Genomic DNA, 24,067 nt, shown 5'->3' with positions numbered 1-24,067 from the left:
GGAAGCCTGTTCGCCGGTTCGATTAGTGCGGGTGCGCGTGGCAGTCGTTGATGTCCGCGCGTTCGTGACCGCCAAGAATGTTGAACAACAGGTTCAACGCCAGGGCGCTCAGCGTGGCCATGGCGATGCCGCTGTGGGTGATCGGGCTCATCCACATTGGCAGGTGGGCGAAGAACTCCGGACGGACCACCGGAATCAACCCCATGCCGATGCTCACCGCCACCAGCAATTGGTTGCGACGGTCACCGATATCGGCCTCTTGAAGAATCTTGATCCCGGTGGCGGCGACCATGCCGAACATCGCAATGGCCGCGCCGCCCAGTACCGCAGGTGGAATCGATGCCACCAGGAATGCCGCTTTCGGCAGCAGGCTCAGCACCACCAGCAAGCCGCCGGCGACGATGGTCACTGAACGGCAACGCACGCCGGTCATCTGCACCAAACCGATGTTCTGGGCGAAAGAGGAGTGGGTGAAAGTGTTGAAGAAGCCGGCGAAAAACGAAGCGCCGGCATCGCAGAGCAAGCCACGACGCAGCATCCGTGGCGTGACGTCCTGCCCCGTGATTTTACCTAGCGCCAGGAACATCCCGGTGGACTCGACGAAGATGATCACCACCAGGCACATCGAAAGGATCGGCGCGAGGTGGAATTGCGGCATGCCGAAATGCAGTGGCGTGACGATCTGCAGCCACGGCGCCTGGGCCATGCCGCTGAGGTCGACCATGCCGATTACGCCGCAGATGATGTAGCCCAGGCACATGCCGATCAGCACCGAAATGTTGACCCAGAAACCGCGCATGAAACGATGGACCAACAGAATCGTAGCCAGTACCAATGCCGCGATGGCCAGGTAAACAGGAGAACCGAACTGAGCCGCGTCAGCACCGCCGCCGGCCCAATTCACGGCCACGGGGAACAGCGACAAACCGATCGAGGTGATGACGGTGCCGGTCACCAGCGGCGGGAAGAAACGCACGACTTTGGACATGAAGGGCGCGATGAGCATGCCGAAGAAACCGGCGGCGATGGTTGCGCCGAAAATCCCTTGCAGACCGATGCCAGGCATCCCGGCCATGGCCACCATGCTGCCGACCGCGGCGAAACTGGCGCCCATCATCACCGGCATGCGAATGCCCATCGGGCCAATGCCCAGCGACTGGACGATAGTGGCGATGCCAGCCACCAGCAGGTCAGCGTTGATCAGAAAGGCGATTTCTTCACGGCTCAGCCCCGCGGCCTGCCCGATGATCAGCGGCACCGCAATGGCTCCGCCGTACATCAGTAGAACGTGTTGCAGACCGACCAGGATCAGTTGCAAAAGGGGTAAGCGCTGAATGGCGGGTGCGTCGGGGATGCGGGCTTCGGATAGCTCGGACATGCAACACCTCGGATCTTTTTTTATTCTTGTGATTTACAGCCGCAGTGCTGCTGGCAGCTGTTTTCTAATCAGGTGGACCGCGTTGCGGCCAATCGCAGGCAAGCCAGCTCCCACACAGGGCAATGCAAACCCTGTGGGAGCGGGCTTGCCCGCGATGCTTTTGCTACTTATTGGGTTTGGGCCCCCTGAACAATCCACGCACCAATCAGGTCACGTTCCTGCTGGGTCATCTGGGTGATGTTGCCCAGTGGCATGATCTGGCTGGCAACAGCCTGGGCCTGGATGCGCGGGGCCTGGAGCTTGATCTGCTCGGGGGTATCGAACATCACGCCAGCCGGCGCCGCGCTAAACAGCGGGCTGGTAGGTTTGGCCGAATGGCAGACCGTGCAGCGTTCCTGGATCACGTCGTGCACCTTGTCGAAGGCAGGACCGGCATTTGATGCCTGGGCGGGTGCAGTTTCAGGGGCCGCCGCCGGTGCAGCTTCAGCCGGGTTCTTGCCACCGCCCAGGGCTGTTTCCGGCAACGGCTGGTACTCGATGGTCCCAGGCGCCTTGGCCACTTCAGGTGCGCTGGACATCGGCGCCGGCCCGGTCACGTAGGCCAGGCAGATCATGCCGACCGCCGCAACGGGCAGGGTCCAGGCGAATTTGTGGCTGTCATGACGGGTGTTGAAGTAGTGACGCACCAACACCGCCAGCACCGCGATCCCGGCCAGGATCAGCCAGTTGTATTGGCTGCCGTAGGTGCTCGGGAAGTGGTTGCTGATCATGATGAACAGCACCGGCAAGGTGAAGTAGTTGTTGTGACGCGAACGCAGCAAGCCTTTGGCCGGCAGGGCCGGATCGGGCGTGCGGTTCTCGGCGATCGCCGCCACCAAGGCGCGCTGCGCCGGCATGATGATGCGGAACACGTTGCCGACCATGATGGTGCCGATGATCGCGCCGACGTGCAGGTACGCACCACGACCGCTGAACACTTTGCTGAAGCCGTAAGCGGCGCCAATGATCAGCACGAACAGGATGAAGCCGAGCAGGGCAGGGCGTTTGCCCAGGGCCGAGTCGCAGAGAAAGGAGTAGACAAACCATCCGATGAACAGCGAGCCCAGACCGATGGCCACGCCTTCAAGGCCGCTCAGGGTGCTTCCCGGTGCCAGCAAGTACAGCGTCGGGTTGGAGTAGAACACCACGCAGAGCAGCGCGACCCCCGACAGCCAAGTGAAGTAGGCTTCCCATTTGAACCAGTGCAGGTTGTCCGGCATGGTCGGTGGAGCCAGTTTGTATTTTTCCAGGTGATAGATACCGCCGCCGTGGATCGCCCACAAATCGCCCGCCAGCCCGTTTTTCGGGTTGACCCGATTGAGGTTGTTTTCCAGCCAGACGAAATAGAACGACGCGCCGATCCAGGCCACGCCAGTAATCATGTGAACCCAGCGCACGCTCAGGTTCAGCCATTCCAACAGATGTGCTTCCACAGTCTTTACCTCTCGCCTGTCACTCTGTCGTCGAGTGATCAGACCTTCTCTTATTGGTGGGGGGCGAGGATCAAACGCTCATCCTCTTTGAAAAAATGCTCATCGCAGTTATTGCCTGTGCCACTGCGATCAACCACCAGGAAGTCATCCCGCTTTTCGATCGTCAGCACCGGGTGGTGCCAAACGCCGCGATGGTAATTAATGCCCTGCCTGCCGTTGGTGACGAAGGCGCGGACCAAGCCTGATACAGGTTCATCGCCAAGTGGCGCGACCACGATCAGAAAGGGGTTGCCGAGCAGCGGAATGAAAGCCTGGCTGCCCAGCGGGTGACGCTCCAGCATGCAGACGGTCAGCGGCATGTCCTGCGCGTCGGCGCGGAAGATGCTGATGATCGCCTTGTCCTCTGGCGTAGCGGTTTCCACCGTCGCCAGTTTGTGAAAGCGCATGGTCGAACCGTTGTTGATCATGAAGTGATCGCTGCCGTCGGTTTCGATCACGTCACCGAAAGGGGCGAAGGCTTCTTTGGTCAGCGGTTCAATCGTCAATGTGCGCATGCTGGTCTTCTTATCCAAATTCTGTGTTGTTTGTTCTATCGCCATCGCGGGCAAGCCCGCTCCCACATGAATTGTGGCATTCGCAAAACCTGTGGGAGCGGGCTTGCCCGCGATTGGGGGCGACGTTTATTTAGCGACCTTGCCCAATACCCGCAGGCGGCTCACGCCCCCATCCGGGAACACGTTCAGGCGGATGTGGGTGATCGGGCCCAGCGCCTTGATCTGCTCGGCGAAGGTGTGTTCGGCGTGCATTTCCAGCTTCTGGCTTGGCAACAGTTCACGCCAGAACAGCGATTGGGTTTCGATCTGGCTGTCGGTGCCGCCCTTCACGAATGCACCCTGGATCGAACAGGTGTCCGGGTAGTTACCTTTGAAATGCAGGGTGTCGACGATGACTTTCTCGATCTCGCCGGCATGACCCAGCGCGACGATCACCCAGTCATTGCCCGGCGTACGACGACGTGCGGTTTCCCAGCCGTCGCCCATGTTGATGCCGCGACCCGGGTTGAGGATGTTGCTCATGCGGCCGAAGTGTTCGTCGGAGCAGGCCAGCGCACGGCCACCGTTCAGAGCTGCGGCCAGGTCGACCTGTTCGTTGTCGCCCACAGCTGACCAGTCGCGGAACGGAATGCCGTACACACGCAGACGGGCCACGCCGCCATCCGGGTAGATGTTGAAGCGCAGGTGGCTGAAGGCCTGGTCGTTGGTGATTTCGTGGTAGTGGTGGCTGTTGCCTTGCAGCTCGACGGCCGACAGCACTTCAGTCCACTGGGTGTTTTCGTCCGGCTCGCCGGAGGTCAGGAAGCAGGCTTCCAGGGAAGCCGACGGAGGGAAGTTGCCGGTGAAGAATGAAGTGTCGATGTCCACGCCTTTGATCGAGCCCGGTACGCCCAGGCGGATCACCGCGCTGTCGTAGCCTTCGAAGCGCTTGCGGCGCGACTCCCAGCCGTCCATCCACTTGCCGTTGTCATCGAACACGCCCTCCTTCCACACGGCCGGGGTCGGTTGGAACAGACGGTTGGCATCTGCGAACCAGTCATCGGTGACCGAGATGATTTTGGTGCCCAGGCGGGCGTCGGCCAGGTTGACGAACTTCTCGAAAGGTACGGCGTAAGCTTTCATTCTTCTTGTCTGCCTTTAAATAAGTTGGCTTGGGATGCTTGCAGGGCCCTGGGTACTTTTCGCGTTTAAGAGCACTCGGGCCAGGCTCGCTTATAGGGTCAGTAATCGGAACAACGCGATCTTGTTGATCTCCGCCAGCGCGCATTTGAATTCGGTGTCGACCGAGTTGTGAATGCGCGTTTCGAACGCCGCGAGGATCTGATGCCGGTTGCTGCCTTTTACCGCCATGATGAAGGGAAACTTGAACTTGGCCTTGTAGGCGTCGTTCAGCTCGGTGAAGCGCTGGAACTCTTCGGCCGTGCATTGGTGAATACCCGCGCCAGACTGTTCTTCAGTGCTGGCTGCGGTAAGCTGGCCCTGGACGGCGGCTTTGCCGGCCAGGTCCGGGTGAGCGTTGATCAGGGCCAGTTGGCTTGTGTGATCAGCGCTCAACAAGATGTCGCTCATGCGCTGGTGCAGGGTTTCGATCTCGTCGATCGAAGCGTCCTGGCCCAGGTCGAAGGCCTTCTCGGCCACCCATGGCGAGTGCTCGTAGATGTCGGCGAAGGCGGCGACAAACGCGTCGCGGCTCAGGGTCGAGGGCTTCAGGGTTTGGAAGTGGCTCATTTCGCGGCCCCTTGATACGGGTGGGTTTCGTGCCAGTGACGGGCGATGTCGACGCGACGGCTGAACCACACCTGTTCATGACTTTTAGCGTATTCGATAAAGCGTTTGAGCGAGGCCAGGCGCGCCGGACGGCCGATCAGGCGGCAGTGCAGGCCGATCGACAACATTTTCGGAGCCTCGGCGCCTTCGGCGTACAGCACATCAAACGCGTCTTTCAGGTATTCAAAGAAATCGTCGCCCTTGTTGAAGCCCTGGACCTGGGTGAAGCGCATGTCGTTGGTGTCCAGGGTGTACGGAATCACCAGATGCGCCTTGCCGGTCGGGTTGTTCGGTTCCCAGTAGGGCAGGTCGTCGTCGTAGGTGTCACAGTCGTAGAGGAAACCGCCTTCTTCCATCACCAGCCGACGGGTATTCGGCCCGGTGCGGCCGGTGTACCAGCCCAGTGGGCGCTCGCCGGTGATTTCGGTGAGGATGCGGATCGCTTCGAGCATGTGCTCGCGTTCCTGCGCTTCGTCCATGTACTGGTAGTCGATCCAGCGATAGCCGTGGCTGCAGATTTCGTGGCCTGCATCGACCATGGCGCGGATCACATCCGGGTGGCGCTGGGCGGCCATGGCCACGGCGAAGATCGTCAGCGGAATGTCGAATTCCTTGAACAGTTTCAGAATCCGCCAGACGCCGGCACGGCTGCCATACTCGTAAAGGGATTCCATGCTCATGTTGCGCTCGCCTTGCAGCGGCTGCGCCGAGACCATCTCCGAGAGGAAAGCTTCGGACTCTTTATCGCCGTGCAGGATATTGCGCTCGCCACCTTCCTCGTAATTGAGCACGAAGGACAGCGCGATGCGGGCATTGCCCGGCCAGTGTGGGTGAGGAGGGTTACTGCCGTAACCGATCAGGTCGCGTGGATAGTCAGCGCTCACTGCAGTCTTCCTTCTTGTTCGTGTCGACTTATTCAAAGTCAGGGTGTGTGTGGCGGCCTGGCGATGAGAGGGCAGGCTGGCGTCACAGCGATGGAGTGATTGTATACAACTTTATATCCACTTTGTAAGCCTGATTTTTTGCATTTTTCACTGACTGTCTACTTTGAAGGGTACTGCAAGAAACCTGCCTGACTGGTCAGCTAATGAATAGAAGGTCCTCTGATCTTATGGTTCGGCGCAAGATTCGCTGCCAAAGGCTGAATGACGGTGGCAGCGGTAAAAATGTCGTTTTTATTGTGTACAATTTTTATTAAAAATGTCTTAATCAGTCGCTCGCCGCAGCTTTTCGTGCTCCGAAACGGTGCGGTCTCCTTTTCAACTGACTTCGGGAGGCGCGAGGTCTGACTGCTCCACGCAGGCAGGCGCGCAGAATCAATGGGACGTTTGACTACACACGTTTTGGACGCTGCACACGGTTGCCCGGGCAGTTCGATCAAGGTCGAGTTGTACCGCGTTGAAGGTTCGCAGCTGGAATTGGTCGCCACTGCGCTCACCAACAGCGATGGCCGTGTCGATTCGCCGCTGCTGCAAGGTGATGACTATCGGTCCGGGGTTTATCAGCTTCAGTTTCATGCGGGTGATTACTACCGCGCCCGTGGGGTTCAGCTGCCTGAGCCTGCGTTCCTGGATGTGGTGGTGCTGCGTTTCGGCATCTCTGCGGAACAGGATCACTACCATGTGCCGTTGTTGATTTCGCCGTATAGCTATTCGACCTACAGAGGAAGCTAGGACTTTCCCCCCAAGAATCCTGCGCATATAGCTTCTTTGGTCTTTCGCCCGCTCACACTGCGGGCTTTTTTTGGCCCTGAGATATGTGGTGTTGCTGATGACGCCTTCGTGAGCAAGCCCGCTCCCACACTGGATCTTCTGCGAATACATTATTTGTGACCGGCAGAGATCAAATGTGGGAGCGGGCTTGCTCGTGAAGCTTTTGCTTTTAACGACTCAACAACGAAGCCGCACCAGCCCCGCTAAACAACCCCGCACTCACCCGGTTAAACCAGCTCTGCCCCTCGCCGCTGCGCAGATACCGCGCCGCGCCGTGAGCACCCAGCCCATAAGCCAATTTGCACAGCAGATCCAGCACGGTCCAGGTGGCAATCATCACCAGTAACTGCGGCAAGAAGGGTTGCTCGGCACTCAAAAACTGCGGCAGAAAAGCGGCAAAGAACAAAATGTCTTTCGGATTACTCGCGCCGAGCATGAACGCGCGCCCGAACAGTGCGCGAAAGCGCGGCACCGGTGCAGCCTGGGGCACTTCGGCGCCTTGGGATGGCTGACGCGATTGCTGCCAGCTCTGCCAGGCGAGGTAGAACAGGTACAGCGCACCGACGATTTTCAGGGCGCTGAACAGCTGTTCCGACGCCAGCAACAATGCGCCCAAACCCAAAGCCGAAGCACTGAGCAGGCAGATCGACGCAATCACGCCTCCCAGAAACGCTGGGTAAGAACGGCGCAAACCGTAATTCAGACTGTTGCTGATCATCAGCAAAGACAGTGGCCCCGGGATCAGGATCACTACCAGCGCAGCGCCGCTGAACAGCAGCCAGGTTTCCAGACTCATCACTTTCCTCCCTATGTGCAAAAGCCCCACCCGACGGGGTGAGGCTGTTTTGAAGCACCGTTTTTTGAAACGTAAACGGCTTACAAGAAAATGAACTTGGCGATGAAAATCGCGCAAAGCACCCACAGGCTGACGGAAATTTCCTTGTACTTACCGGTGCCGGCCTTCAGCGCCACATAAGTGATGAAGCCCAGCGCGATGCCGTCGGCGACCGAGAAGGTCAGCGGCATCATGATCGCGGTAACGATCGCCGGAATGCTGTCGGTCGCTTCGTCCCATTCGATATGCGCCATGCCGCCCATCATCAGCATCGCCACATAAATCAGTGCACCGGCGGTTGCATAAGCGGGGATCATGCCAGCCAGCGGTGCGAAAAACATTGCGGCAATAAATAGCACACCTACGGTCACGGCGGTAAGACCAGTCCGACCACCCGCTGCTACGCCAGCGGCACTTTCCACATAGCTGGTGACTGGCGGAACACCGACCACCGCACCGAACACGCTGGAAGCACTGTCGGCTTTCATGGCGCGGGAAAGGTTTTCGATCCGGCCGTCAGCGTTCACCAGGTTGGCGCGCTGGGCGACGCCCATCAGGGTGCCGGCGGTGTCGAACATGTGTACGAAGAGGAAGGCCAGCACCACGCTGATCATGCTGACGTTGAATACGCCGGCGACATTCATGGCCATCCAGGTCGGTGCCAGGCTCGGCGGGGCAGACATGATGCCCTCGTAGTGCACCAGGCCCAGGCCCCAACCGGCCAGGGTCACGGTGATGATGCTGATGAGGATCGCGCCGAACACTTTGTGGTAGCTGAGCACGGCAATCATCAGGAAGCAGATGGCCGCCAGCAGCGGGCCAGGCTCGCGCAGGGAACCAAGCTTGATCAGAGTGGCCGGGCTATCGACAACGATGCCAGCGGTTTTCAAACCGATCAGCCCCAGAAACAGGCCCACACCGGCGCCCATGGCAAAGCGCAAACTCACTGGAATGCTGTTGAGCAGCCATTCGCGAATCCGGGAAAAGGTCAGGAACATGAACAACACACCGGAAACGAATACCGCACCGAGGGCGGTTTCCCAGTTGTAGCCCATGGTGCCGACCACGGTGTAAGTGAAGAACGCGTTCAGGCCCATGCCCGGCGCCAGGCCGACCGGCCAGTTGGCATACAGGCCCATCAGCAGGCAACCCAGCGCGGCGGCGATGCAGGTGGCGACGAACGCCGCCCCGTGATCGATGCCGGCATCGGCCATGATGTTCGGGTTGACGAAGATGATGTAAGCCATGGTGATGAAGGTTGTCAGACCGGCGATCAGCTCGGTCTTCACCGTGGTGCCGTGCAAGCTGAGTTTGAAGATGCGCTCCAGCCAGCCATTGCGTAATGGCGGCGAGAGTTCCAGCGTCGGGGCTTCGGATTTGCGGCTTTCCACAGCGAATACTCCTCAAGAGTTTTATTGTTATTTCCAGGGCCGGACCCATGAGGGTGGCAGCGACCCTTTGAGGTACTTGCGAATTTGTTGACCTGATGGTCAGGAACTCGCACGAAGCGAATTATGCTTTTGTATACAAATAAAGCAAATAATGTTTTTGATTTTGTAGACGAAAAGTTTGGCAATAGGGATATATCGCCAGGAAGGACGCCTTCGCGGGCAAGCCTCGCTCCTACAGGTGAGCGCATTCCCCTGTGGGAGCGTGGCTTGCCCGCGATAGCTTTAGATCAGTCGATACACATGTCGCGGGCAGAGCGTTCAGTCAGCTGTCACCTGACTTTTCCCCAAGGCCAGATTCACCGCCAGCCACCCATTCACTGCCGTCTCCCCAGCCTCGGCAAACACCCGCTCCAGCAATTTCACCTGCTCGCGCCGCAATGACTGCTCGAACCGCGCACCATCGTCGGTCAGTTCCAGCAGCCGCTTACGCTTGTCGGTCTCGGACGCGACGCTGTTCACCAAATGCATTTCCACCAATTGTCGCAGCGGAATGTTCAGCGCCTGCTTGCTCACACCCAGCAACGCCAGCAACTCCTTGACACTGAGGGCAGGGTAGCGGGCTATGAAAAACACGATGCGTTGATGCACCCGGCTCAAGCCGCGACGCTCGAGCATTTCGTCGGCCTTGGCGGTGAACGCCTGGTAACCGAAGAAAAACGCTTCCATGGCTTGTTGCTGAGTGCTGGGGTTTTTAAGGTCAAGCATGTTGACGTATCCGCTCGGTCTGTCGTAATTTCGGTCAACCAGTTTGACTCATTTTCCTCAGGCCTCGCTACCGGTGACCCCATGGCTTTTTCCGAACGTGTCTCGCGCCTTAAAAGTTCTTTGATCCGTGAAATCCTCGCCGCGGCCCAGCACCCGGAAGTGATGTCGTTCGCCGGCGGCTTGCCGGCCGAAGCCATGCTGCCGAAAGTCGAGTGGGCGGACATGCCGCTGTCCATGGGGCAATACGGTATGAGCGAAGGCGAGCCGGCGCTGCGTGAGGCGCTGGCGGCCGAAGCCCGAGCGTTGGGCGTGCCGTGCGAGGCGAGTCAGGTGCTGGTGGTGAGCGGTTCCCAGCAAACCCTCGATCTGGCGGCCAAGCTCTATATCGACAAAGGCACCGAGATCCTGCTTGAAGCGCCGACTTACCTGGCGGCGTTGCAGATTTTTCAGCTGTTCGGCGCCGACTGCATCACCGTCCCGCTGGAAGCCGATGGCCCGAACCTGGCGCAATTGCGCAACCGTCTGGAAAAGCACAAACCCGCGTTCATCTACCTGATTCCGACGTTTCAGAACCCGTCGGCAGTGCGTTATAGCGAAGCCAAGCGCGACGCAGTGGCGGCGTTGCTCGACGAGTTCGGCGTAACCCTGATCGAAGACGAACCCTACCGCGAACTGACCTTCGACGGCGGCAGTGCCACGCCAATCGTCAGTCGCTTGAACAAGGCCAGCTGGATCTACACCGGCACCGTGTCGAAAACCCTGTTGCCGGGCCTGCGGGTCGGTTACCTGATCGCCAGCCCGGACTTGTTTCCGCACTTGTTGCGGCTCAAACAATCGGCCGATCTGCACACCAACCGCATCGGGCAATGGCAAGCGCTGCAATGGATCGGCACCGAGAAATATCAGCAGCACCTGGGTGAGTTGCGGGACTTCTATCGGGTTCGTCGGGATGCATTCCAGTCAGCCCTTGAAAAGCATTTTGGCGACCTGGCGCAGTGGAACGTGCCGCAGGGTGGGCTGTTTTTCTGGCTGACGCTCAAGCAGCCGCTGGATACCCGCACGCTGCTCAAGGCTGCGCTGGCGGCGGATGTGGCGTTTATGCCGGGCGAGCCATTTTTCCCAGAGCCGGACAAGAACCCCGGTCATCTGCGGCTGAACTTCAGCCACATCGACCCGGCGAGGCTGGACGAAGGGCTCAAGCGATTGGCGACGGTGGTGCGTCAGGCCCTGGCGGCAAAAGCGGCTTGAGGGGAGGGCGTAAACAAATAAACCGGCCTATGGGCCGGTTTATTTTTGTCTGTAATTTGTGGTGGTTGGTCTGGCCTCATCGCGGGCAAGCCCGCTCCCACAGTGGATCTGTTTTAAACAAAGATCCCATTTACTCTACAAATCCCTGTGGGAGCGGGCTTGCCCGCGATGGCGCTGGTCGAAGCACCACAAAACCATCAGGCAGCAGCAAACCGCTTATCCAGATAATCAATGATCACCTTGGATTCATACATCCAGGTGGTCTGGCCATTCTCTTCGATGCGCAGGCACGGCACCTTGATTTTGCCGCCTTGCTCCAGCAGAGCCTGGCGATCCTGTTCGTTGTTCTTCGCATCGCGCAACGCCACTGGAACGTTCAGGCGGCGCAGGGTGCGGCGGGTTTTCACGCAGAACGGGCAGGCGTGGAACTGATACAGGGTCAGGTCCTTGGCGGCGGTTTCGACCTGAGCCTGAGCGGCGGCGGGGCGCTGCTTCTTGCCTGGACGAGTGATGAAGTCGATGAAGATGATCAGTTGGCCGAGGCCGATACGAAGCGCTTTAACGAACACGGGATAAGCCTCACAGGGCAAACAGAAGGCGCGCAGCTTACCTGATTTTTCGCAGGCGAAAAAAAACCGGCGATCAGTGCCGGTTTTCTTTGTGCTGCGAGTTACTTGATCAGGCTGAGAAACTCGCTGCGGGTGGCCGCGTTTTCGCGGAACTCGCCGAGCATCACCGAGGTGATCATCGTCGAATTCTGTTTCTCCACACCGCGCATCATCATGCACATGTGCTTGGCCTCGATCACCACCGCAACGCCCAGCGCGCCGGTGACTTGCTGGACCGCATCGGCGATCTGGCGGCTGAGGTTTTCCTGGATCTGCAGGCGGCGGGCGTACATATCAACGATACGCGCGACTTTCGACAGCCCCAGGACCTTGCCGCTCGGAATGTAGGCAACGTGAGCTTTGCCGATGAACGGCAGCATGTGGTGCTCGCACAACGAGTAGAGCTCGATGTCCTTGACCAGCACCATCTCGCTGTTGTCGGAGCTGAACAAGGCACCGTTGGTGACCTCTTCCAGTGTCTGTTCATAACCGCGGCAGAGGTACTGCATGGCTTTGGCGGCACGTTTTGGCGTGTCGAGCAGGCCCTCGCGGGAGGCGTCCTCGCCCAATTGGCCGAGAATCTCGGTGTAATTCTGTTCCAGGGACATGAAACTACCTGTGGGATTTTACGCAAAGGGCAAGGGTACGGTGACGGACACGGCGCTGCAAGCGTGAAGCGACGGCATTACTCGTCGCGACCTTCCATCATGGTGCGTTTGAGCATCACATAAACCGCTCCGGCGCCGCCGTGTTTCGGTTGGCACGAGGTGAAGCCGAGCACCTGTGAATGCTGACGCAGCCACGTGTTGACGTGACTTTTGATCATCGGCCGCTTGCCGTCCAGGCGCACAGCCTTGCCGTGGGTGACACGTACGCAGCGGATTTCGAATTTGGTCGCTTCGGCCAGAAAGGCCCACAAGGTTTCACGGGCCTTTTCCACGTTCATGCCATGCAGATCGAGGCTGCCTTCGAACGGAATCTGTCCGATCTTGAGCTTGCGCATCTGGCTTTCCTGGACACCGTCACGGGCCCACATCAGCTCATCTTCGGGGCCGACATCGATGACGAACTGATCGGACAACCCGTCAACGGTGGTGGCATCGGTGCGCACAGTGGCGGCCTGGCGCAGCTTGGCGATTTGCGCGCGGTCGGCCTTGGGTTTGCCGGTTTCGGCGCGATCGTGCTTGATCGGCTTGACGCCTTGGATCGCGCTTTTGAACAGGGAAAAATCGTCGTCTTGCATGTCAGCCTCCGCGAAGGGCGGCCAGTTTACCCAAGTCGGGACGAATCGGGCGCGACAAAACGTCCGGCTTTGGGCTTAGTCGTGTTTTTTCATCAGGTGCGGAGACATGTTCAGCTCTCGCGACTGGCGCGAGCGGCGACGGCAGCGGCGCCAGAGCCACACGCCGATGTACAGCACGAACAGGCCCACGGCCAGAATGATCGCCGAGCCCAGCGGGCTGGCATTCAACTCGCCCAGCGCCGGTGGGCGGCCCAGCAAGCTGGCCGCGCCGGCCATCGCCAGCAACACACCGCACGTCGCCAGCAAGGCAGCGAACGCTGCGCCGAAGCGAAAACGCCAGTTGCTTTGGCCTTTGGGCCGCAAGCGGCGTGCATCAAAACCATCGGATAACTTCATTCCGACCTTCCTCAATGGGTATCGGCCCTTCGACCGGGAGTTGACCGGGATGTTCCTGAGGCTAGGGCAATTACAGCAAATGAGAGGCTTTTGCGGATGAGCGGCGGCATGGACCGCTCATCGAAGCGTTGATCAGATCAGTTCGCGGGTCTGGGCGAGGGTGGCGAAATTGTCCGCCATGATCGCCATCTCGGTGTGCTGAACATGCTCGGCGCTCAGGACGCCACCCTTGTAGGGCAGGTCGCGAGTCGCGCAGGCGTCTTCAACCAATGTGCAACGAAAGCCCAGGTTCTTCGCGGCACGCACGGTAGTGCTGACGCTGGAGTGGCTCATGAAGCCGCAGACGATAAGGTCCAGCGAGCCGAGATTCTGCAGGCGCTCCAGCAGTTCGGTGCCATGAAACGCACTCGGCAACAATTTGCCGATGATGGTTTCGTCGCCCTGTGGCTCGAGCCCCGGGATGAACTCGCCGCGCTCGCCTTGCGGGTCGAACAGCCCACCGACGGTGCCGAGGTGGCGCACGTGCACGATCGGCCGACCGGCTGCACGGGCAGCGGCCACCAGTTGCTTGATGTTCGCGACGGCAGCATCCATGCCGCTCAGTGCCAAGGGGCCGCTGAGGTATTCTTTCTGGGCATCGATGATGACAAGGGTCGCATGACCCAGATTGGCCGCTGCATAACCACGGCCGCTGAGTTGAAACATCGTTTTTGGAACGGACATTCTGGGGCTCCTTCGGGTGGGGCTTTTGCGACATTGTCCTCTGGCTGAGCGCTTCTGTGAATCGCTACCATCGTAGGCACCGCCGTTGTTGGGTCGCAGCCTTGTCAAGATACTCGTTCTGTTCAATAGCTTGCTTAAAAAATAGAAGAGTCCTACATCTGATCCGGTGTTTTTCCTGCGTCGTCGTGGCGTCTTTTGGCTGTTAGAATCGTCAGTCGTTTTTTCTGGAGTTTGCCCCGTGATCACTTCCCGACTTCGTACCCTGCGTGACCATATCCGTTGGGCCGTCAGCCGCTTCCATGGGGAGGATCTGTTTTTCGGCCATGGGACCGACAACGCCTGGGACGAAGCCCGTCAACTGGTGTTGGGTGCGCTGCACTTGCCGTGGGAAATCGCCGACAGCTATCTGGACTGCCGTCTGGAAGATGACGAACTGGTCAATCTGCAACGCTTGCTCAAGCGCCGCATCGAAGAGCGCATTCCGACCGCTTACCTGCTGGGTGAAGCCTGGTTCTGCGGCATGTCGTTCATTGTCGACGAACGCGTGCTGATCCCGCGCTCGCCGATTGGCGAGCTGATCGAAAAGCGTTTCGAACCGTGGCTCGGCGCCGAGCCTGCACGCATTCTCGACCTGTGCACCGGTTCCGGTTGCATCGGCATCGCCTGTGCTTACGAGTTCCAGAACGCCGAAGTGGTACTGGCCGATCTGTCGTTCGAAGCGCTGGAAGTGGCGAACCAGAACATCGAGCGCCACGGTGTCGATGAGCGGGTGTTCACCGTTCAGGGTGATGGTTTCGATGGCTTGCCGGGTCAACGCTTCGACCTGATCGTGTCGAACCCGCCTTACGTCGATGCGGAAGATTTCGCCGACATGCCGGACGAGTATCAGCACGAACCGGAGCTGGGCCTGGCCTGTGGCGACGACGGTTTGAACCTGGTGCGTCGCATGCTCGCCGAAGCGGCGGATCATCTGACCGAGAAGGGTTTGCTGATTGTCGAGGTGGGTAACAGCCAGGTTCACGTCGAGGCGTTGTACCCGGAAGTCGACTTCGCCTGGCTGGAGTTCGAGCGTGGCGGGCATGGGGTGTTCATGCTGACAGCGGAGCAATGCCGCGATCATCAGGCGTTGTTTGCTTCTCGCGTCTGACCTGAGAATGCCTTCGCGGGCAAGCTACGCTCCCACAGGTTTTGTGTTGTGTCCAAATGATGATGCACACACAAAACCTGTGGGAGCGAGGCTTGCCCGCGATGGCCGCCCCTCGGTCTCAAATCTTTACCGATGCGTAGCAATCCAGATCAACAACCCCGCCTGAAACACCGCAAACGCCACCAGACAGGTAATGGTAAAACGCAGCCCGGCGTCTTCGCGTTTGTACTTGCTGACTTTTTCTTCGTGCTTCTTCAGTTTGACTTCCTGTTCCGCCAGGTTCTGCTCGGCTTGCTGGAGCATCTGCGCGGCTTCGAGGATTTCTACCTGCTGCAACTTTTCGCTATTCCAGTCGCCGAGCAAATCACCGACCGACACCTCTTTAACGCTGCCCTTCAAATGCTGGGCGTCGGCGTAGACCACATCAAAACCATGCACCCGCAGAAAGTGATCGCGGCGCAGGCGAGTGTCTTCGTTCAGCGCATCCTTGTTGTTCAGGTCAGTGCCGTCGACGGTGTAGGCGGGCCATCTCTTCTTCGCCCAGATAATGCCCTGAGCGGCCATATAGCGCCCGATGCCGCGGTTCATCGGCTCGATCTGCAAACCGCTTTCCGGCCCGAAATGCACGCGTTTGGTCGTGTGATTGACCCACACGTCCAGATGATTCTGTTCTTTGCGCACACGCTGGCCCGGCAGCTTGATGGTCATGCGCATCAGGCTGTGTTCCTTGCTATTGCGTTCGGCGTAACCGAATTCGACAAAGCGCAACGGCCGTCCACCGGTATTGCGGTCGGTTTGCAGCGGCGCCAGGCGGAGCATTTTGTGGTGCTCGACGTGGACGTCCGCCCACGGCAGCTCGACCGCTGGCGGTGCGTCTTTTTCAGCGGTGGTGTCGGGTGAAGTCTGGGTATCAGTCATAACGGCGAGATCCTGTCCAAGCCCTGCTTGCCGCCAGCCAGTGCGCTGGCGACAAAGGCTTATCGGCCGTTTTTTTCAGGACTGGAGGGTCAACAGCGCTTAAAACAGCGCTTAACTGGTGCGAAGTCCGTCAATAAACCCGAGGATTCGCGCGCCGAGTTCGGCTGCCAGTGGTAATTGCGGATCTTTATAGGAGGCCAATTGCCGCTTCACGTCGTTGGGCACGATGCGCATCACGTGGTTCATGCCTTCGATCAGCGCCAGTTCGGCGTCCGGTTTGGCCGCCTTGAGCGCCTGGGCATCACCGACGCCGACCTGAATGTCGTTGCTGCCCTGGATGATCAGCGCCGGCATTTTCAATTTGGCGAAGGCCGCCGCCGGGTCTTGGCGGAACAGCGAAATCAGATACGGCTGCACGCTGGGGCGGAAAATCACCTGCAATTGCGGGGGCACGTTGTCGTCGGTGTGGCCGGCCTTGAGGCTGTCGAGTAGCTCATTGCTGCGCAGCATCAAGGGAGGCGGCAGGCGATTGCTTAGCTGCTGGCGCAGGACCTGATCGATCGGTCGGGCGCTGCCGGACATGGAAATCACCGCCGCGGCATCGACGTTTGGCGCCGCCAGGCTGGCGATTAACGCACCTTCGCTGTGGCCCAGCAAAATCAGTTTGCCAAAGCGCGGATCGGCTTTGAGCTTGTGGCCCCAGGCTTCGGCGTCGACCACATAGGCCTCCACCGACAGATTACGTTCGTCTGGAGTCGCAGCCAGGCTCGCCGCCACGCCACGCTTGTCGTAGCGCACGCTGGCAATGTTGTGTTTGGCCAGCACCCAGGCCAGCCGTTTGAGGCTGTCGTTGCGTCCGCCGTCGGGGTTGTTTCCGTCACGATCCGTAGGACCGGAGCCGGAAATGATCAGGACAACCGGTACAGGGGTGTCGGACTTGGGCAGCAACAGCGAGCCGAAAAGCTCGCCACTGCCGGTGTCCAATGTGATCGGGCGTTGCAGGACAGTGGCCTGTGCAAAGCCGGTAAACAAGGTAAGGCTCAAGGCTAGAACTCGCAGCATCATCACGCCATCATCAACAAGGTGCCGGTTGGACTCGCAGGCACCCATAAGGTTCGAGGATGAACTAGTCGGGTAGCCTGCGTATACTGGCGCGCATTACGTATTTTAGTTTCGATTTCACGGAGCGTCCCGCATGTCCGGCAATACCTACGGCAAGCTGTTCACTGTCACCACCGCGGGCGAAAGCCATGGTCCGGCGTTGGTCGCCATTGTCGATGGCTGCCCGCCGGGCCTGGAGATTTCCCTTGAGGATCTGCAGCGCGACCTGGATCGCCGCAAGCCCGGCACCAGCCGCCACACCACCCAGCGCCAGGAAGCCGACGAAGTCGAAATCCTCTCTGGCGTGTTCGAAGGCCGCACCACCGGTTGCGCCATCGGCCTGTTGATCCGCAACACCGACCAGAAGTCCAAGGACTATTCGGCGATCAAGGATCTGTTCCGCCCGGCCCACGCCGACTACACCTACCACCACAAATACGGCGAGCGCGATTACCGCGGCGGCGGTCGCAGTTCGGCCCGTGAAACCGCCATGCGCGTGGCGGCAGGGGCGATTGCGAAAAAGTACCTGGCCACCCAGGGCATCGTCATTCGTGGCTACATGAGCCAGCTCGGCCCGATCGAAATTCCGTTCAAGACCTGGGATTCGGTGGAAGAAAACGCTTTCTTCAGCCCCGACCCGGACAAAGTGCCGGAGCTGGAAGCCTATATGGACCAGTTGCGTCGCGACCAGGATTCGGTCGGCGCGAAGATCACCGTGGTTGCCGAAGGCGTGATGCCTGGCCTCGGCGAGCCGATTTTCGACCGCCTCGACGCCGAACTGGCCCACGCGCTGATGAGCATCAACGCGGTCAAAGGCGTTGAGATCGGCGCCGGTTTTGCCAGCATCGCCCAGCGCGGCACCGAACACCGTGATGAAATGACCCCGGAAGGTTTCCTAAGCAACAATGCTGGCGGCATTCTCGGTGGCATCTCGTCCGGTCAGCCGATCGTTGCGCATCTGGCACTTAAGCCAACCTCGAGCATCACCACGCCGGGTCGCTCCATCGACATCCATGGCAACCCGGTTGAGGTCGTCACCAAGGGCCGTCACGACCCGTGCGTCGGCATCCGCGCCACGCCGATTGCAGAAGCGATGATGGCCATCGTGCTGATGGATCACCTGCTGCGTCACCGCGGGCAGAACCTCAATGTGCGCGTGAGCACTCCGGTGCTGGGTCAGCTTTAATGGCTGACCTTATGGCCGCCGGGGTCTGACGACCGTGGCGGCGCTCCCGTACTGGCGGCTTTCCAGTTTCTATCTGTTCTATTTCGCCTTGCTCGGTTCGACAGCGCCATTCCTGGCGCTGTACTTCGATCACCTGGGCTTTTCCAGTGCGCGCATTGGCGAACTGGTGGCGATCCCGATGCTGATGCGCTGCGTGGCGCCGAACATCTGGGGCTGGCTCGGTGACTACACCGGGCGACGGCTGGCTATCGTGCGGTTCGGCGCGGTCTGTACGTTGCTGACCTTCTCACTGATTTTCGTCAGCAAAAGCTACGCGTGGCTGGCGATGGTCATGGCCTTGCACGCCTTCTTCTGGCACGCGGTATTGCCGCAGTTCGAAGTCATCACCCTGGCGCACTTGAACGGCCAGACATCTCGCTACAGTCAGATTCGCCTGTGGGGTTCCATCGGTTTCATCATTACCGTGGTCGCCCTCGGTCGAATGTTCGAATGGCTCAGCCTCGACATCTATCCGGTCACGCTGGTGCTGATCATGGCCGGGATCGTGGTCAGCAGTTTATGGGTGCCTAACGCGCAACCGATTCAGAGTGAACGGCTGGCGGGGGAGGGATTCCTCCAGCAATTGCGCAACCCCGGGGTATTGGCGTTCTACGGTTGCGTGGCGTTGATGCAGATGAGTCACGGGCCGTATTACACCTTTCTGACCCTGCACCTTGAGCGACTCGGTTACAGCCGCGGGCTGATCGGCATGCTCTGGGCGGTCGGTGTGGTTGCCGAAGTCTTGATGTTTCTGGTCATGAGCAAAATCCTTGCGCGTTTCTCGGTACGCCGAGTGCTGCTGGCGAGTTTCCTGCTGGCGGCTTTGCGTTGGTTGTTGCTCGGTTCGTTTGCCGAGTTCCTCTGGGTGCTGCTGTTTGCCCAAGTGCTGCACGCCGCCACCTTCGGCAGCTTTCACGCGGCTGCCATCCAGTTCGTGCAACGTAGCTTCGGCGCGCGTCAGCAAGGGCAGGGCCAAGCGTTGTATGCCGCGCTGGCCGGCACTGGCGGTGCACTGGGCGCGCTGTACTCCGGCTATAGCTGGAATGCCCTCGGCGCCACATTGACCTTTAGTATTGCCAGCCTCGCAGCCTTTGCCGCTGCCGTTATCATTGCCACACGTATGCAAGAGGACAGGCCATGAGCCTTACCCGTGAACACCTCGCCCAGGAAATCATCGACGCCGGGCGTTTTCTGTATGGCCGCGGCTGGTCGCCGGCCACCAGCAGCAATTACTCGACCCGCCTGTCGCCGACCGAAGCCTTGCTGACGGTGTCTGGCAAGCACAAAGGCCACCTGGGCATCGACGATGTGCTGGCCACCGACTTGTCGGGCAATAGCCTGGAACCGGGCAAAAAACCGTCCGCCGAAACCCTGTTGCATACTCAGCTCTACAGTTGGCGCCCGGAGATCGGTGCGGTGCTGCACACCCATTCGGTGAATGCCACCGTGCTGTCGCGCCTGACGCCGGAAGACTTCATCGAATTCGAAGACTATGAACTGCAAAAAGCCTTCAGCGGCATCTCGACCCACGAGTCCCGGGTGCGCGTGCCGATTTTCGACAACGACCAGGACATTGCACGGCTGGCCGCCAAGGTGCAGCCTTGGCTCGACGCCCATCCTGATTGCGTCGGTTATCTGATCCGCGGCCATGGCCTCTACACGTGGGGCGCGCGCATGAGCGACGCGCTGCGGCAGATCGAGGCCTTTGAATTTTTGTTCGAGTGCGAGTTGAAGACGCGCTCGCTCTCGAACCATAAAGCATGAACCGTTAAGGAGTTGCCCAGATGAGCAGCCTGTCCGTTTATCACGTCTCCAGCCCTGAAATACCGAACAAAGTCCTGACCCACCTCGAGGACATCGCCTCGACCCTGGCCGAGCAGGGCGTGCGCTTCGACCGTTGGCAGGCCACGGCGAAAATCCAGCCCGGTGCCAGCCAGGAAGAAGTGATCGCCGCGTACCAGGAGCAAATCGACAAGCTGATGACCGAGCGCGGTTACGTCACTGTCGACGTGATCAGCCTGAACAGCGATCACCCGCAAAAAGCCGAGTTGCGCGCCAAGTTCCTCGATGAACACCGCCATGCTGAAGACGAAGTACGATTTTTCGTCGCCGGCCGTGGCTTGTTCACCCTGCACATCGGCGATTACGTCTACGCCGTGCTCTGCGAGAAAAACGACCTGATCTCGGTGCCGGCCGGTACGCCGCACTGGTTCGACATGGGCGAGCATCCGCATTTCGTCGCAATCCGACTGTTCAACAACCCCGAAGGCTGGGTGGCCAGTTTCACCGGCGACGACATCGCCAGCCGCTTCCCGCGTCTCGAGGACTGAGTCGATGCCGATCAAAGCGATTCTCACCGACATCGAAGGCACCACCAGTGCGGTGAGTTTTGTGTTCGACGTGCTATTTCCCTACGCGGCCAAACACCTGCCGGATTTCGTTCGCGAAAACGCCGAACGCGCCGACGTTGCCGAGCAGCTCACCGCTGTTCGGCGTGACAGCGGTGAGCCGCAAGCCGACGTCGAACGGGTCATCGAAATTCTCTTGGGCTGGATCGCCGAAGACCGCAAGGCCACGCCGCTCAAGGCGTTGCAAGGCATGGTCTGGGAGCAGGGTTATCAGGCCGGGCAGTTGAAAGGCCACGTGTACCCGGATGCCGTCGAAGCGCTCAAGCGCTGGCATCAGGAAGGCTATCAACTGTTTGTGTATTCCTCGGGCTCGATTCAGGCGCAAAAACTGATCTTCGGTTGCTCGGACGCGGGGGATTTGTCGCCACTGTTCAGCGGCTATTTCGACACCACCTCAGGGCCCAAGCGTGAAGCGCAGTCCTACGAGCGCATCACCCAGGCAATTGGCGTCGAGGCTTCGCAGATTCTGTTTCTGTCCGACATTGTTCAAGAGCTGGACGCGGCGCGCACTGCCGGCATGGCAACCTGTGGCCTGGCCCGTGAGGGCGGGGAACTGGCAGGGCATGTGACCGTCGACAGCTTTGCGCGGATCAATCCTTCTGCCCTGTAAACCCCCTCCTACAAGGATTGCGCGAAGCCAGAAACAACTCAGGCCGTGAAGCGAAAGCTCTCACGGCCTGTTTGTTTGTAGCGTTGTAGCGTTTAAACCGAGTGATAGGTCGGCAAGGCGAACCGTTGCTGGCTTTGCAGCATGGAGATCTGCGGCAGTTCGCTGGCCTGTTCGGCGATGTCACGGCGAATCGCGCTGATCACCCACGACAGCTGATCGCCGGCATGTAATTGCTGGTAGGAAATCGAACGTTTGAAGACTTTGCCGTCCGTACTGCGCAGGGTCAGCAGAATGCCGCCGTCAGGCCGTGGCTGGGTGGTCACTTCGAAGTTGGAGAACAGCGACGAAAATTTTTCCTGGATCAGGCTCATGTCTATCAGCTCCGTTTGTGCTTGAAGGGCAACATGGAGAGGTAGTTGCAGTGATTGTGCCAGCCCCTGATTTTTTAAAAATTCATATAAATCAATAAGTTAGTCTTTTGGCGTTTATATGCTTTCGTGCAATCTGCATGAATGGCCATCGTGCATCCTGCATTTTGCGTGGTCGGCATCGGCTCGATGGAACCAATTACAACGCCAGAGTTCCGCTTTTCGATGTCTGGTCCGAACGCTTCGGCTGCGGATACAAAACATTTCAAAAACTGCGTGTACAGCTCAAGAACCGCTGACGTATTTTCGGCCTCAATCAACGCCACCCGACAATAAGAAGATCGAACGGGAGCATCATGAGCCGCACGCTGAACGACACGATCACCTGGGGCATGATGCTCCGCAAGCTGCCTTCCATTGCCAAAGCCATTCCCCGCGTGGTGAAGGGCATGAAAGCCGCCAACGTCAAGGACCCGACCCAACCGTGCGGCCTTGGCTGGAGCTTCGAGCAGGCGACATTGCGTAATCCCGATGGCCCGGCCTTGCTGCAGGGCGAGGTAGCGCTCACTTATGCACAGGTCAATCAGTGGGCCAATCGCGTCGCCCATCACTTGATAGCCCAAGGCATCGGCAAGGGCGATGTGGTGGCGATCTTTATCGAAAACCGTCCGGAACTGCTGGTGACGATATTGGCGGTGGCCAAGGTCGGCGCGATCAGTGCCTTGCTCAATACGTCCCAGACCCGCGATACCCTGGCCCATAGCCTGAACCTGGTGGCGCCGGTGGCGATCGTGGTCGGAGAAGAGCTGGTTCCAGCCTTCAATGCGGTCCGCGAACGGGTGTCCATCGACTCAGCGCGCACCTGGTTTGTCGCCGATCAAGACACTTATCGCGATCCGGGCAATTCGCCCGATGGCTTCATCAACCTGATGACGGTCAGCACCGAAGCGTGCAGCGATAACCCCGTCAGCAGCCAGAAGGTTTTTCTCGACGATCCTTGTTTCTACATTTACACCTCGGGCACCACCGGGTTGCCCAAAGCCGGGGTGTTCAAGCACGGCCGCTGGATGCGCAGCTCCGCCAGCTTCGGGCTGATTGCCCTGGATATGCAGCCGCAGGACATCGTCTATTGCACCTTGCCGCTGTACCACGCCACCGGGCTCTGCGTGTGCTGGGGCTCGGCAATCAGTGGGGCGTCGGGGTTTGCCATCCGCCGCAAGTTCAGCGCCAGCCAGTTCTGGAGTGACGTGCGCAAGTACCGGGCGACCACCCTCGGTTACGTCGGCGAATTGTGCCGCTACCTGGTGGATCAACCGCGCAGCGTCGACGACAGTCGGCACAGCGTGACGAAGATGATCGGCAATGGTCTGCGCCCCGGCGCGTGGAGCGAGTTCAAGACGCGTTTTGCCGTTGACCATATCTGCGAGCTGTACGCCGCCAGCGACGGCAATATCGGCTTCACCAACATCCTCAACTTCGACAACACCATCGGTTTTTCCCTGATGTCCTGGGAACTGGTGGCGTACGACCACGACAGCGGCGCACCTACGCGAGATGCCAAGGGCTTCATGCGCAAAGTGGCCAAGGGCGAGCAGGGTTTGCTGCTGGCGAGGATCGACGACAAGGCGCCGCTGGACGGCTATACCGATCCGCAGAAGACCGCAAAAGTCGTGCTCCACGACGTGTTCAAGAAGGGCGACCGTTACTTCAATACCGGTGACCTGCTGCGCAATATCGGGTTTGGCCACGCGCAGTTTGTCGATCGCTTGGGCGACACCTACCGCTGGAAGGGTGAAAACGTCTCGACCACCGAGGTCGAAAACATCCTCTTGCAACACCCGCAGATCGCCGAAGCCGTGGCCTATGGCGTGGAAATCCACAACACCAATGGGAGGGCAGGGATGGCGGCAATCACGCCGGCCGAATCCCTGGCGACCCTGGACTTCAGCGAGTTGCTGGCTTTCGCCAAGCAGCAAATGCCTGCCTATGCGGTGCCACTTTTCCTACGGGTGAAAGTGAAAATGGAGACCACCGGGACCTTCAAATACCAGAAAACCCGACTCAAGGATGAAGCCTTCGACCCGAACAAAACCGGCGATGACCCGATCTACGCCTGGTTGCCGGGTACCCAGACTTACGTGCAAGTCACCGAGCGGGTACTGGCGGATATTCAAGACGGTAAGTACCGCTATTGAATG

General features: G+C 59.4%; 26 protein-coding genes. 9 read left to right on the top strand and 17 right to left on the bottom strand.

Annotated elements, in window-relative coordinates:
- Positions 1-22: 22 nt before the first annotated feature.
- The 6 genes from KGB18_RS03640 to puuE all read right to left on the bottom strand — a co-directional run bounded on the left by KGB18_RS03640 (position 23) and on the right by puuE (position 6,055).
- Positions 23-1,378, bottom strand: coding sequence for a nucleobase:cation symporter-2 family protein (locus KGB18_RS03640; RefSeq protein ID WP_223569418.1), 1,356 nt, complete (start codon positions 1,376-1,378; stop codon positions 23-25).
- Positions 1,379-1,545: 167 nt separating this feature from the next.
- The gene (locus KGB18_RS03635; protein ID WP_123720792.1) at positions 1,546-2,850 is read right to left on the bottom strand and encodes a urate hydroxylase PuuD; all 1,305 of its coding nucleotides are present in this window, start codon (positions 2,848-2,850) and stop codon (positions 1,546-1,548) included.
- A 50-nt stretch (positions 2,851-2,900) separates the two neighbouring features.
- Positions 2,901-3,404, bottom strand: a complete 504-nt coding sequence (locus tag KGB18_RS03630; RefSeq protein WP_007898831.1) for an ureidoglycolate lyase — start codon at positions 3,402-3,404, stop codon at positions 2,901-2,903.
- A 126-nt stretch (positions 3,405-3,530) separates the two neighbouring features.
- Positions 3,531-4,526, bottom strand: a complete 996-nt coding sequence (gene alc, locus KGB18_RS03625) for an allantoicase (RefSeq protein ID WP_123720793.1) — start codon at positions 4,524-4,526, stop codon at positions 3,531-3,533.
- Between the two features lie 90 nt (positions 4,527-4,616).
- The gene (gene uraD / locus KGB18_RS03620) at positions 4,617-5,132 is read right to left on the bottom strand and encodes a 2-oxo-4-hydroxy-4-carboxy-5-ureidoimidazoline decarboxylase (protein ID WP_123720794.1); all 516 of its coding nucleotides are present in this window, start codon (positions 5,130-5,132) and stop codon (positions 4,617-4,619) included.
- Positions 5,129-6,055: an allantoinase PuuE gene (puuE, locus tag KGB18_RS03615; RefSeq protein WP_201059443.1), complete on the bottom strand. Its 927-nt coding sequence runs from the start codon at positions 6,053-6,055 to the stop codon at positions 5,129-5,131. Before puuE ends, uraD begins: the two co-directional genes overlap by 4 nt.
- A gap of 435 nt (positions 6,056-6,490) precedes the next feature.
- Between puuE and uraH the strand changes: the two genes are divergently transcribed.
- Positions 6,491-6,844, top strand: coding sequence for a hydroxyisourate hydrolase (gene uraH, locus KGB18_RS03610; RefSeq protein WP_007898824.1), 354 nt, complete (start codon positions 6,491-6,493; stop codon positions 6,842-6,844).
- 208 nt (positions 6,845-7,052) lie between these two features.
- Here the strand turns inward: uraH and KGB18_RS03605 are convergent, their stop codons facing one another.
- From KGB18_RS03605 to KGB18_RS03595, 3 genes are all read right to left on the bottom strand, one after another.
- Positions 7,053-7,679, bottom strand: a complete 627-nt coding sequence (locus KGB18_RS03605) for a LysE family translocator (protein WP_123720796.1) — start codon at positions 7,677-7,679, stop codon at positions 7,053-7,055.
- Between the two features lie 80 nt (positions 7,680-7,759).
- Positions 7,760-9,109, bottom strand: coding sequence for an NCS2 family permease (locus KGB18_RS03600; RefSeq protein ID WP_008005650.1), 1,350 nt, complete (start codon positions 9,107-9,109; stop codon positions 7,760-7,762).
- Positions 9,110-9,427: 318 nt separating this feature from the next.
- Positions 9,428-9,874: a MarR family winged helix-turn-helix transcriptional regulator gene (locus tag KGB18_RS03595; protein ID WP_123720798.1), complete on the bottom strand. Its 447-nt coding sequence runs from the start codon at positions 9,872-9,874 to the stop codon at positions 9,428-9,430.
- A gap of 81 nt (positions 9,875-9,955) precedes the next feature.
- On the opposite strand from KGB18_RS03595, the gene KGB18_RS03590 reads away from it, so the two are divergent.
- Positions 9,956-11,122 carry a PLP-dependent aminotransferase family protein gene (locus KGB18_RS03590; RefSeq protein WP_223569417.1) on the top strand — a complete coding sequence of 389 codons (1,167 nt, stop codon included), beginning with the start codon at positions 9,956-9,958 and terminating at the stop codon, positions 11,120-11,122.
- A gap of 197 nt (positions 11,123-11,319) precedes the next feature.
- Here KGB18_RS03590 and KGB18_RS03585 read toward each other — a convergent pair whose 3' ends face one another.
- The 5 genes from KGB18_RS03585 to KGB18_RS03565 all read right to left on the bottom strand — a co-directional run bounded on the left by KGB18_RS03585 (position 11,320) and on the right by KGB18_RS03565 (position 14,092).
- Entirely contained in the window at positions 11,320-11,691 is a 372-nt protein-coding gene (locus KGB18_RS03585; protein ID WP_048394407.1) for a glutathione S-transferase N-terminal domain-containing protein, read from the bottom strand.
- A gap of 101 nt (positions 11,692-11,792) precedes the next feature.
- Positions 11,793-12,338 carry a GTP cyclohydrolase I FolE gene (gene folE / locus KGB18_RS03580; protein ID WP_007898818.1) on the bottom strand — a complete coding sequence of 182 codons (546 nt, stop codon included), beginning with the start codon at positions 12,336-12,338 and terminating at the stop codon, positions 11,793-11,795.
- A gap of 77 nt (positions 12,339-12,415) precedes the next feature.
- Entirely contained in the window at positions 12,416-12,973 is a 558-nt protein-coding gene (locus KGB18_RS03575) for a Smr/MutS family protein (protein ID WP_007898817.1), read from the bottom strand.
- 75 nt (positions 12,974-13,048) lie between these two features.
- Complete coding sequence (locus KGB18_RS03570; RefSeq protein ID WP_030131642.1) at positions 13,049-13,369, bottom strand: hypothetical protein; 321 nt, start codon at positions 13,367-13,369, stop codon at positions 13,049-13,051.
- A 132-nt stretch (positions 13,370-13,501) separates the two neighbouring features.
- Positions 13,502-14,092 carry a cysteine hydrolase family protein gene (locus KGB18_RS03565; RefSeq protein WP_008005646.1) on the bottom strand — a complete coding sequence of 197 codons (591 nt, stop codon included), beginning with the start codon at positions 14,090-14,092 and terminating at the stop codon, positions 13,502-13,504.
- Between the two features lie 238 nt (positions 14,093-14,330).
- On the opposite strand from KGB18_RS03565, the gene prmB reads away from it, so the two are divergent.
- On the top strand, positions 14,331-15,239 hold the full coding sequence (gene prmB, locus KGB18_RS03560; protein WP_052963689.1) for a 50S ribosomal protein L3 N(5)-glutamine methyltransferase: 909 nt from the start codon (positions 14,331-14,333) through the stop codon (positions 15,237-15,239).
- 126 nt (positions 15,240-15,365) lie between these two features.
- On the opposite strand, the gene KGB18_RS03555 is transcribed toward prmB, so the two are convergent.
- The gene (locus tag KGB18_RS03555; RefSeq protein ID WP_223569416.1) at positions 15,366-16,157 is read right to left on the bottom strand and encodes a hypothetical protein; all 792 of its coding nucleotides are present in this window, start codon (positions 16,155-16,157) and stop codon (positions 15,366-15,368) included.
- A 111-nt stretch (positions 16,158-16,268) separates the two neighbouring features.
- Positions 16,269-17,267 (bottom strand): alpha/beta hydrolase, encoded by a 999-nt coding sequence (locus tag KGB18_RS03550; protein WP_223569415.1) that lies wholly within the window; start codon positions 17,265-17,267, stop codon positions 16,269-16,271.
- 85 nt (positions 17,268-17,352) lie between these two features.
- On the opposite strand from KGB18_RS03550, the gene aroC reads away from it, so the two are divergent.
- The 5 genes from aroC to mtnC are packed head-to-tail and all read left to right on the top strand — an operon-like array spanning position 17,353 to position 21,501.
- Entirely contained in the window at positions 17,353-18,444 is a 1,092-nt protein-coding gene (gene aroC, locus KGB18_RS03545) for a chorismate synthase (RefSeq protein ID WP_052963693.1), read from the top strand.
- Positions 18,445-18,478: 34 nt separating this feature from the next.
- Positions 18,479-19,624 carry an MFS transporter gene (locus KGB18_RS03540; RefSeq protein WP_223569414.1) on the top strand — a complete coding sequence of 382 codons (1,146 nt, stop codon included), beginning with the start codon at positions 18,479-18,481 and terminating at the stop codon, positions 19,622-19,624.
- Positions 19,621-20,247, top strand: a complete 627-nt coding sequence (locus KGB18_RS03535) for a methylthioribulose 1-phosphate dehydratase (RefSeq protein WP_223569413.1) — start codon at positions 19,621-19,623, stop codon at positions 20,245-20,247. The genes KGB18_RS03540 and KGB18_RS03535 overlap by 4 nt, the downstream gene beginning before the upstream one ends.
- Positions 20,248-20,267: 20 nt before the next feature.
- Positions 20,268-20,813 (top strand): 1,2-dihydroxy-3-keto-5-methylthiopentene dioxygenase, encoded by a 546-nt coding sequence (locus tag KGB18_RS03530; RefSeq protein WP_201059330.1) that lies wholly within the window; start codon positions 20,268-20,270, stop codon positions 20,811-20,813.
- A 4-nt stretch (positions 20,814-20,817) separates the two neighbouring features.
- A complete protein-coding gene (gene mtnC, locus KGB18_RS03525; protein ID WP_123720805.1) occupies positions 20,818-21,501 on the top strand; it encodes an acireductone synthase in 684 nt (227 codons plus the stop codon).
- Positions 21,502-21,593: 92 nt separating this feature from the next.
- Here the strand turns inward: mtnC and KGB18_RS03520 are convergent, their stop codons facing one another.
- Positions 21,594-21,872, bottom strand: a complete 279-nt coding sequence (locus KGB18_RS03520) for a DUF3509 domain-containing protein (protein WP_008005638.1) — start codon at positions 21,870-21,872, stop codon at positions 21,594-21,596.
- A 353-nt stretch (positions 21,873-22,225) separates the two neighbouring features.
- Between KGB18_RS03520 and KGB18_RS03515 the strand changes: the two genes are divergently transcribed.
- Positions 22,226-24,064, top strand: a complete 1,839-nt coding sequence (locus tag KGB18_RS03515) for a long-chain-acyl-CoA synthetase (RefSeq protein WP_223569412.1) — start codon at positions 22,226-22,228, stop codon at positions 24,062-24,064.
- Positions 24,065-24,067: the final 3 nt, after the last annotated feature.

Source organism: Pseudomonas sp. BF-R-26 (assembly GCF_019947395.1).
Lineage (GTDB): Bacteria > Pseudomonadota > Gammaproteobacteria > Pseudomonadales > Pseudomonadaceae > Aquipseudomonas > Aquipseudomonas farris.
This window is presented reverse-complemented; position numbering and strand designations above follow the sequence as displayed.

Bases quoted from the DNA above. Each gene is read 5' to 3' on its own strand.
- KGB18_RS03640 (WP_223569418.1), bottom strand. From the start codon at position 1,378: ATGTCCGAGCTATCCGAAGCCCGCATCCCCGACGCACCCGCCATTCAG.
- KGB18_RS03630 (WP_007898831.1), bottom strand. From the start codon at position 3,404: ATGCGCACATTGACGATTGAACCGCTGACCAAAGAAGCCTTCGCCCCT.
- alc (WP_123720793.1), bottom strand. From the start codon at position 4,526: ATGAAAGCTTACGCCGTACCTTTCGAGAAGTTCGTCAACCTGGCCGAC.
- uraD (WP_123720794.1), bottom strand. From the start codon at position 5,132: ATGAGCCACTTCCAAACCCTGAAGCCCTCGACCCTGAGCCGCGACGCG.
- uraH (WP_007898824.1), top strand. From the start codon at position 6,491: ATGGGACGTTTGACTACACACGTTTTGGACGCTGCACACGGTTGCCCG.
- KGB18_RS03605 (WP_123720796.1), bottom strand. From the start codon at position 7,679: ATGAGTCTGGAAACCTGGCTGCTGTTCAGCGGCGCTGCGCTGGTAGTG.
- KGB18_RS03595 (WP_123720798.1), bottom strand. From the start codon at position 9,874: ATGCTTGACCTTAAAAACCCCAGCACTCAGCAACAAGCCATGGAAGCG.
- KGB18_RS03590 (WP_223569417.1), top strand. From the start codon at position 9,956: ATGGCTTTTTCCGAACGTGTCTCGCGCCTTAAAAGTTCTTTGATCCGT.
- folE (WP_007898818.1), bottom strand. From the start codon at position 12,338: ATGTCCCTGGAACAGAATTACACCGAGATTCTCGGCCAATTGGGCGAG.
- KGB18_RS03575 (WP_007898817.1), bottom strand. From the start codon at position 12,973: ATGCAAGACGACGATTTTTCCCTGTTCAAAAGCGCGATCCAAGGCGTC.
- KGB18_RS03570 (WP_030131642.1), bottom strand. From the start codon at position 13,369: ATGAAGTTATCCGATGGTTTTGATGCACGCCGCTTGCGGCCCAAAGGC.
- KGB18_RS03565 (WP_008005646.1), bottom strand. From the start codon at position 14,092: ATGTCCGTTCCAAAAACGATGTTTCAACTCAGCGGCCGTGGTTATGCA.
- KGB18_RS03555 (WP_223569416.1), bottom strand. From the start codon at position 16,157: ATGACTGATACCCAGACTTCACCCGACACCACCGCTGAAAAAGACGCA.
- KGB18_RS03550 (WP_223569415.1), bottom strand. From the start codon at position 17,267: ATGGGTGCCTGCGAGTCCAACCGGCACCTTGTTGATGATGGCGTGATG.
- aroC (WP_052963693.1), top strand. From the start codon at position 17,353: ATGTCCGGCAATACCTACGGCAAGCTGTTCACTGTCACCACCGCGGGC.
- KGB18_RS03535 (WP_223569413.1), top strand. From the start codon at position 19,621: ATGAGCCTTACCCGTGAACACCTCGCCCAGGAAATCATCGACGCCGGG.
- KGB18_RS03530 (WP_201059330.1), top strand. From the start codon at position 20,268: ATGAGCAGCCTGTCCGTTTATCACGTCTCCAGCCCTGAAATACCGAAC.
- mtnC (WP_123720805.1), top strand. From the start codon at position 20,818: ATGCCGATCAAAGCGATTCTCACCGACATCGAAGGCACCACCAGTGCG.
- KGB18_RS03520 (WP_008005638.1), bottom strand. From the start codon at position 21,872: ATGAGCCTGATCCAGGAAAAATTTTCGTCGCTGTTCTCCAACTTCGAA.
- KGB18_RS03515 (WP_223569412.1), top strand. From the start codon at position 22,226: ATGAGCCGCACGCTGAACGACACGATCACCTGGGGCATGATGCTCCGC.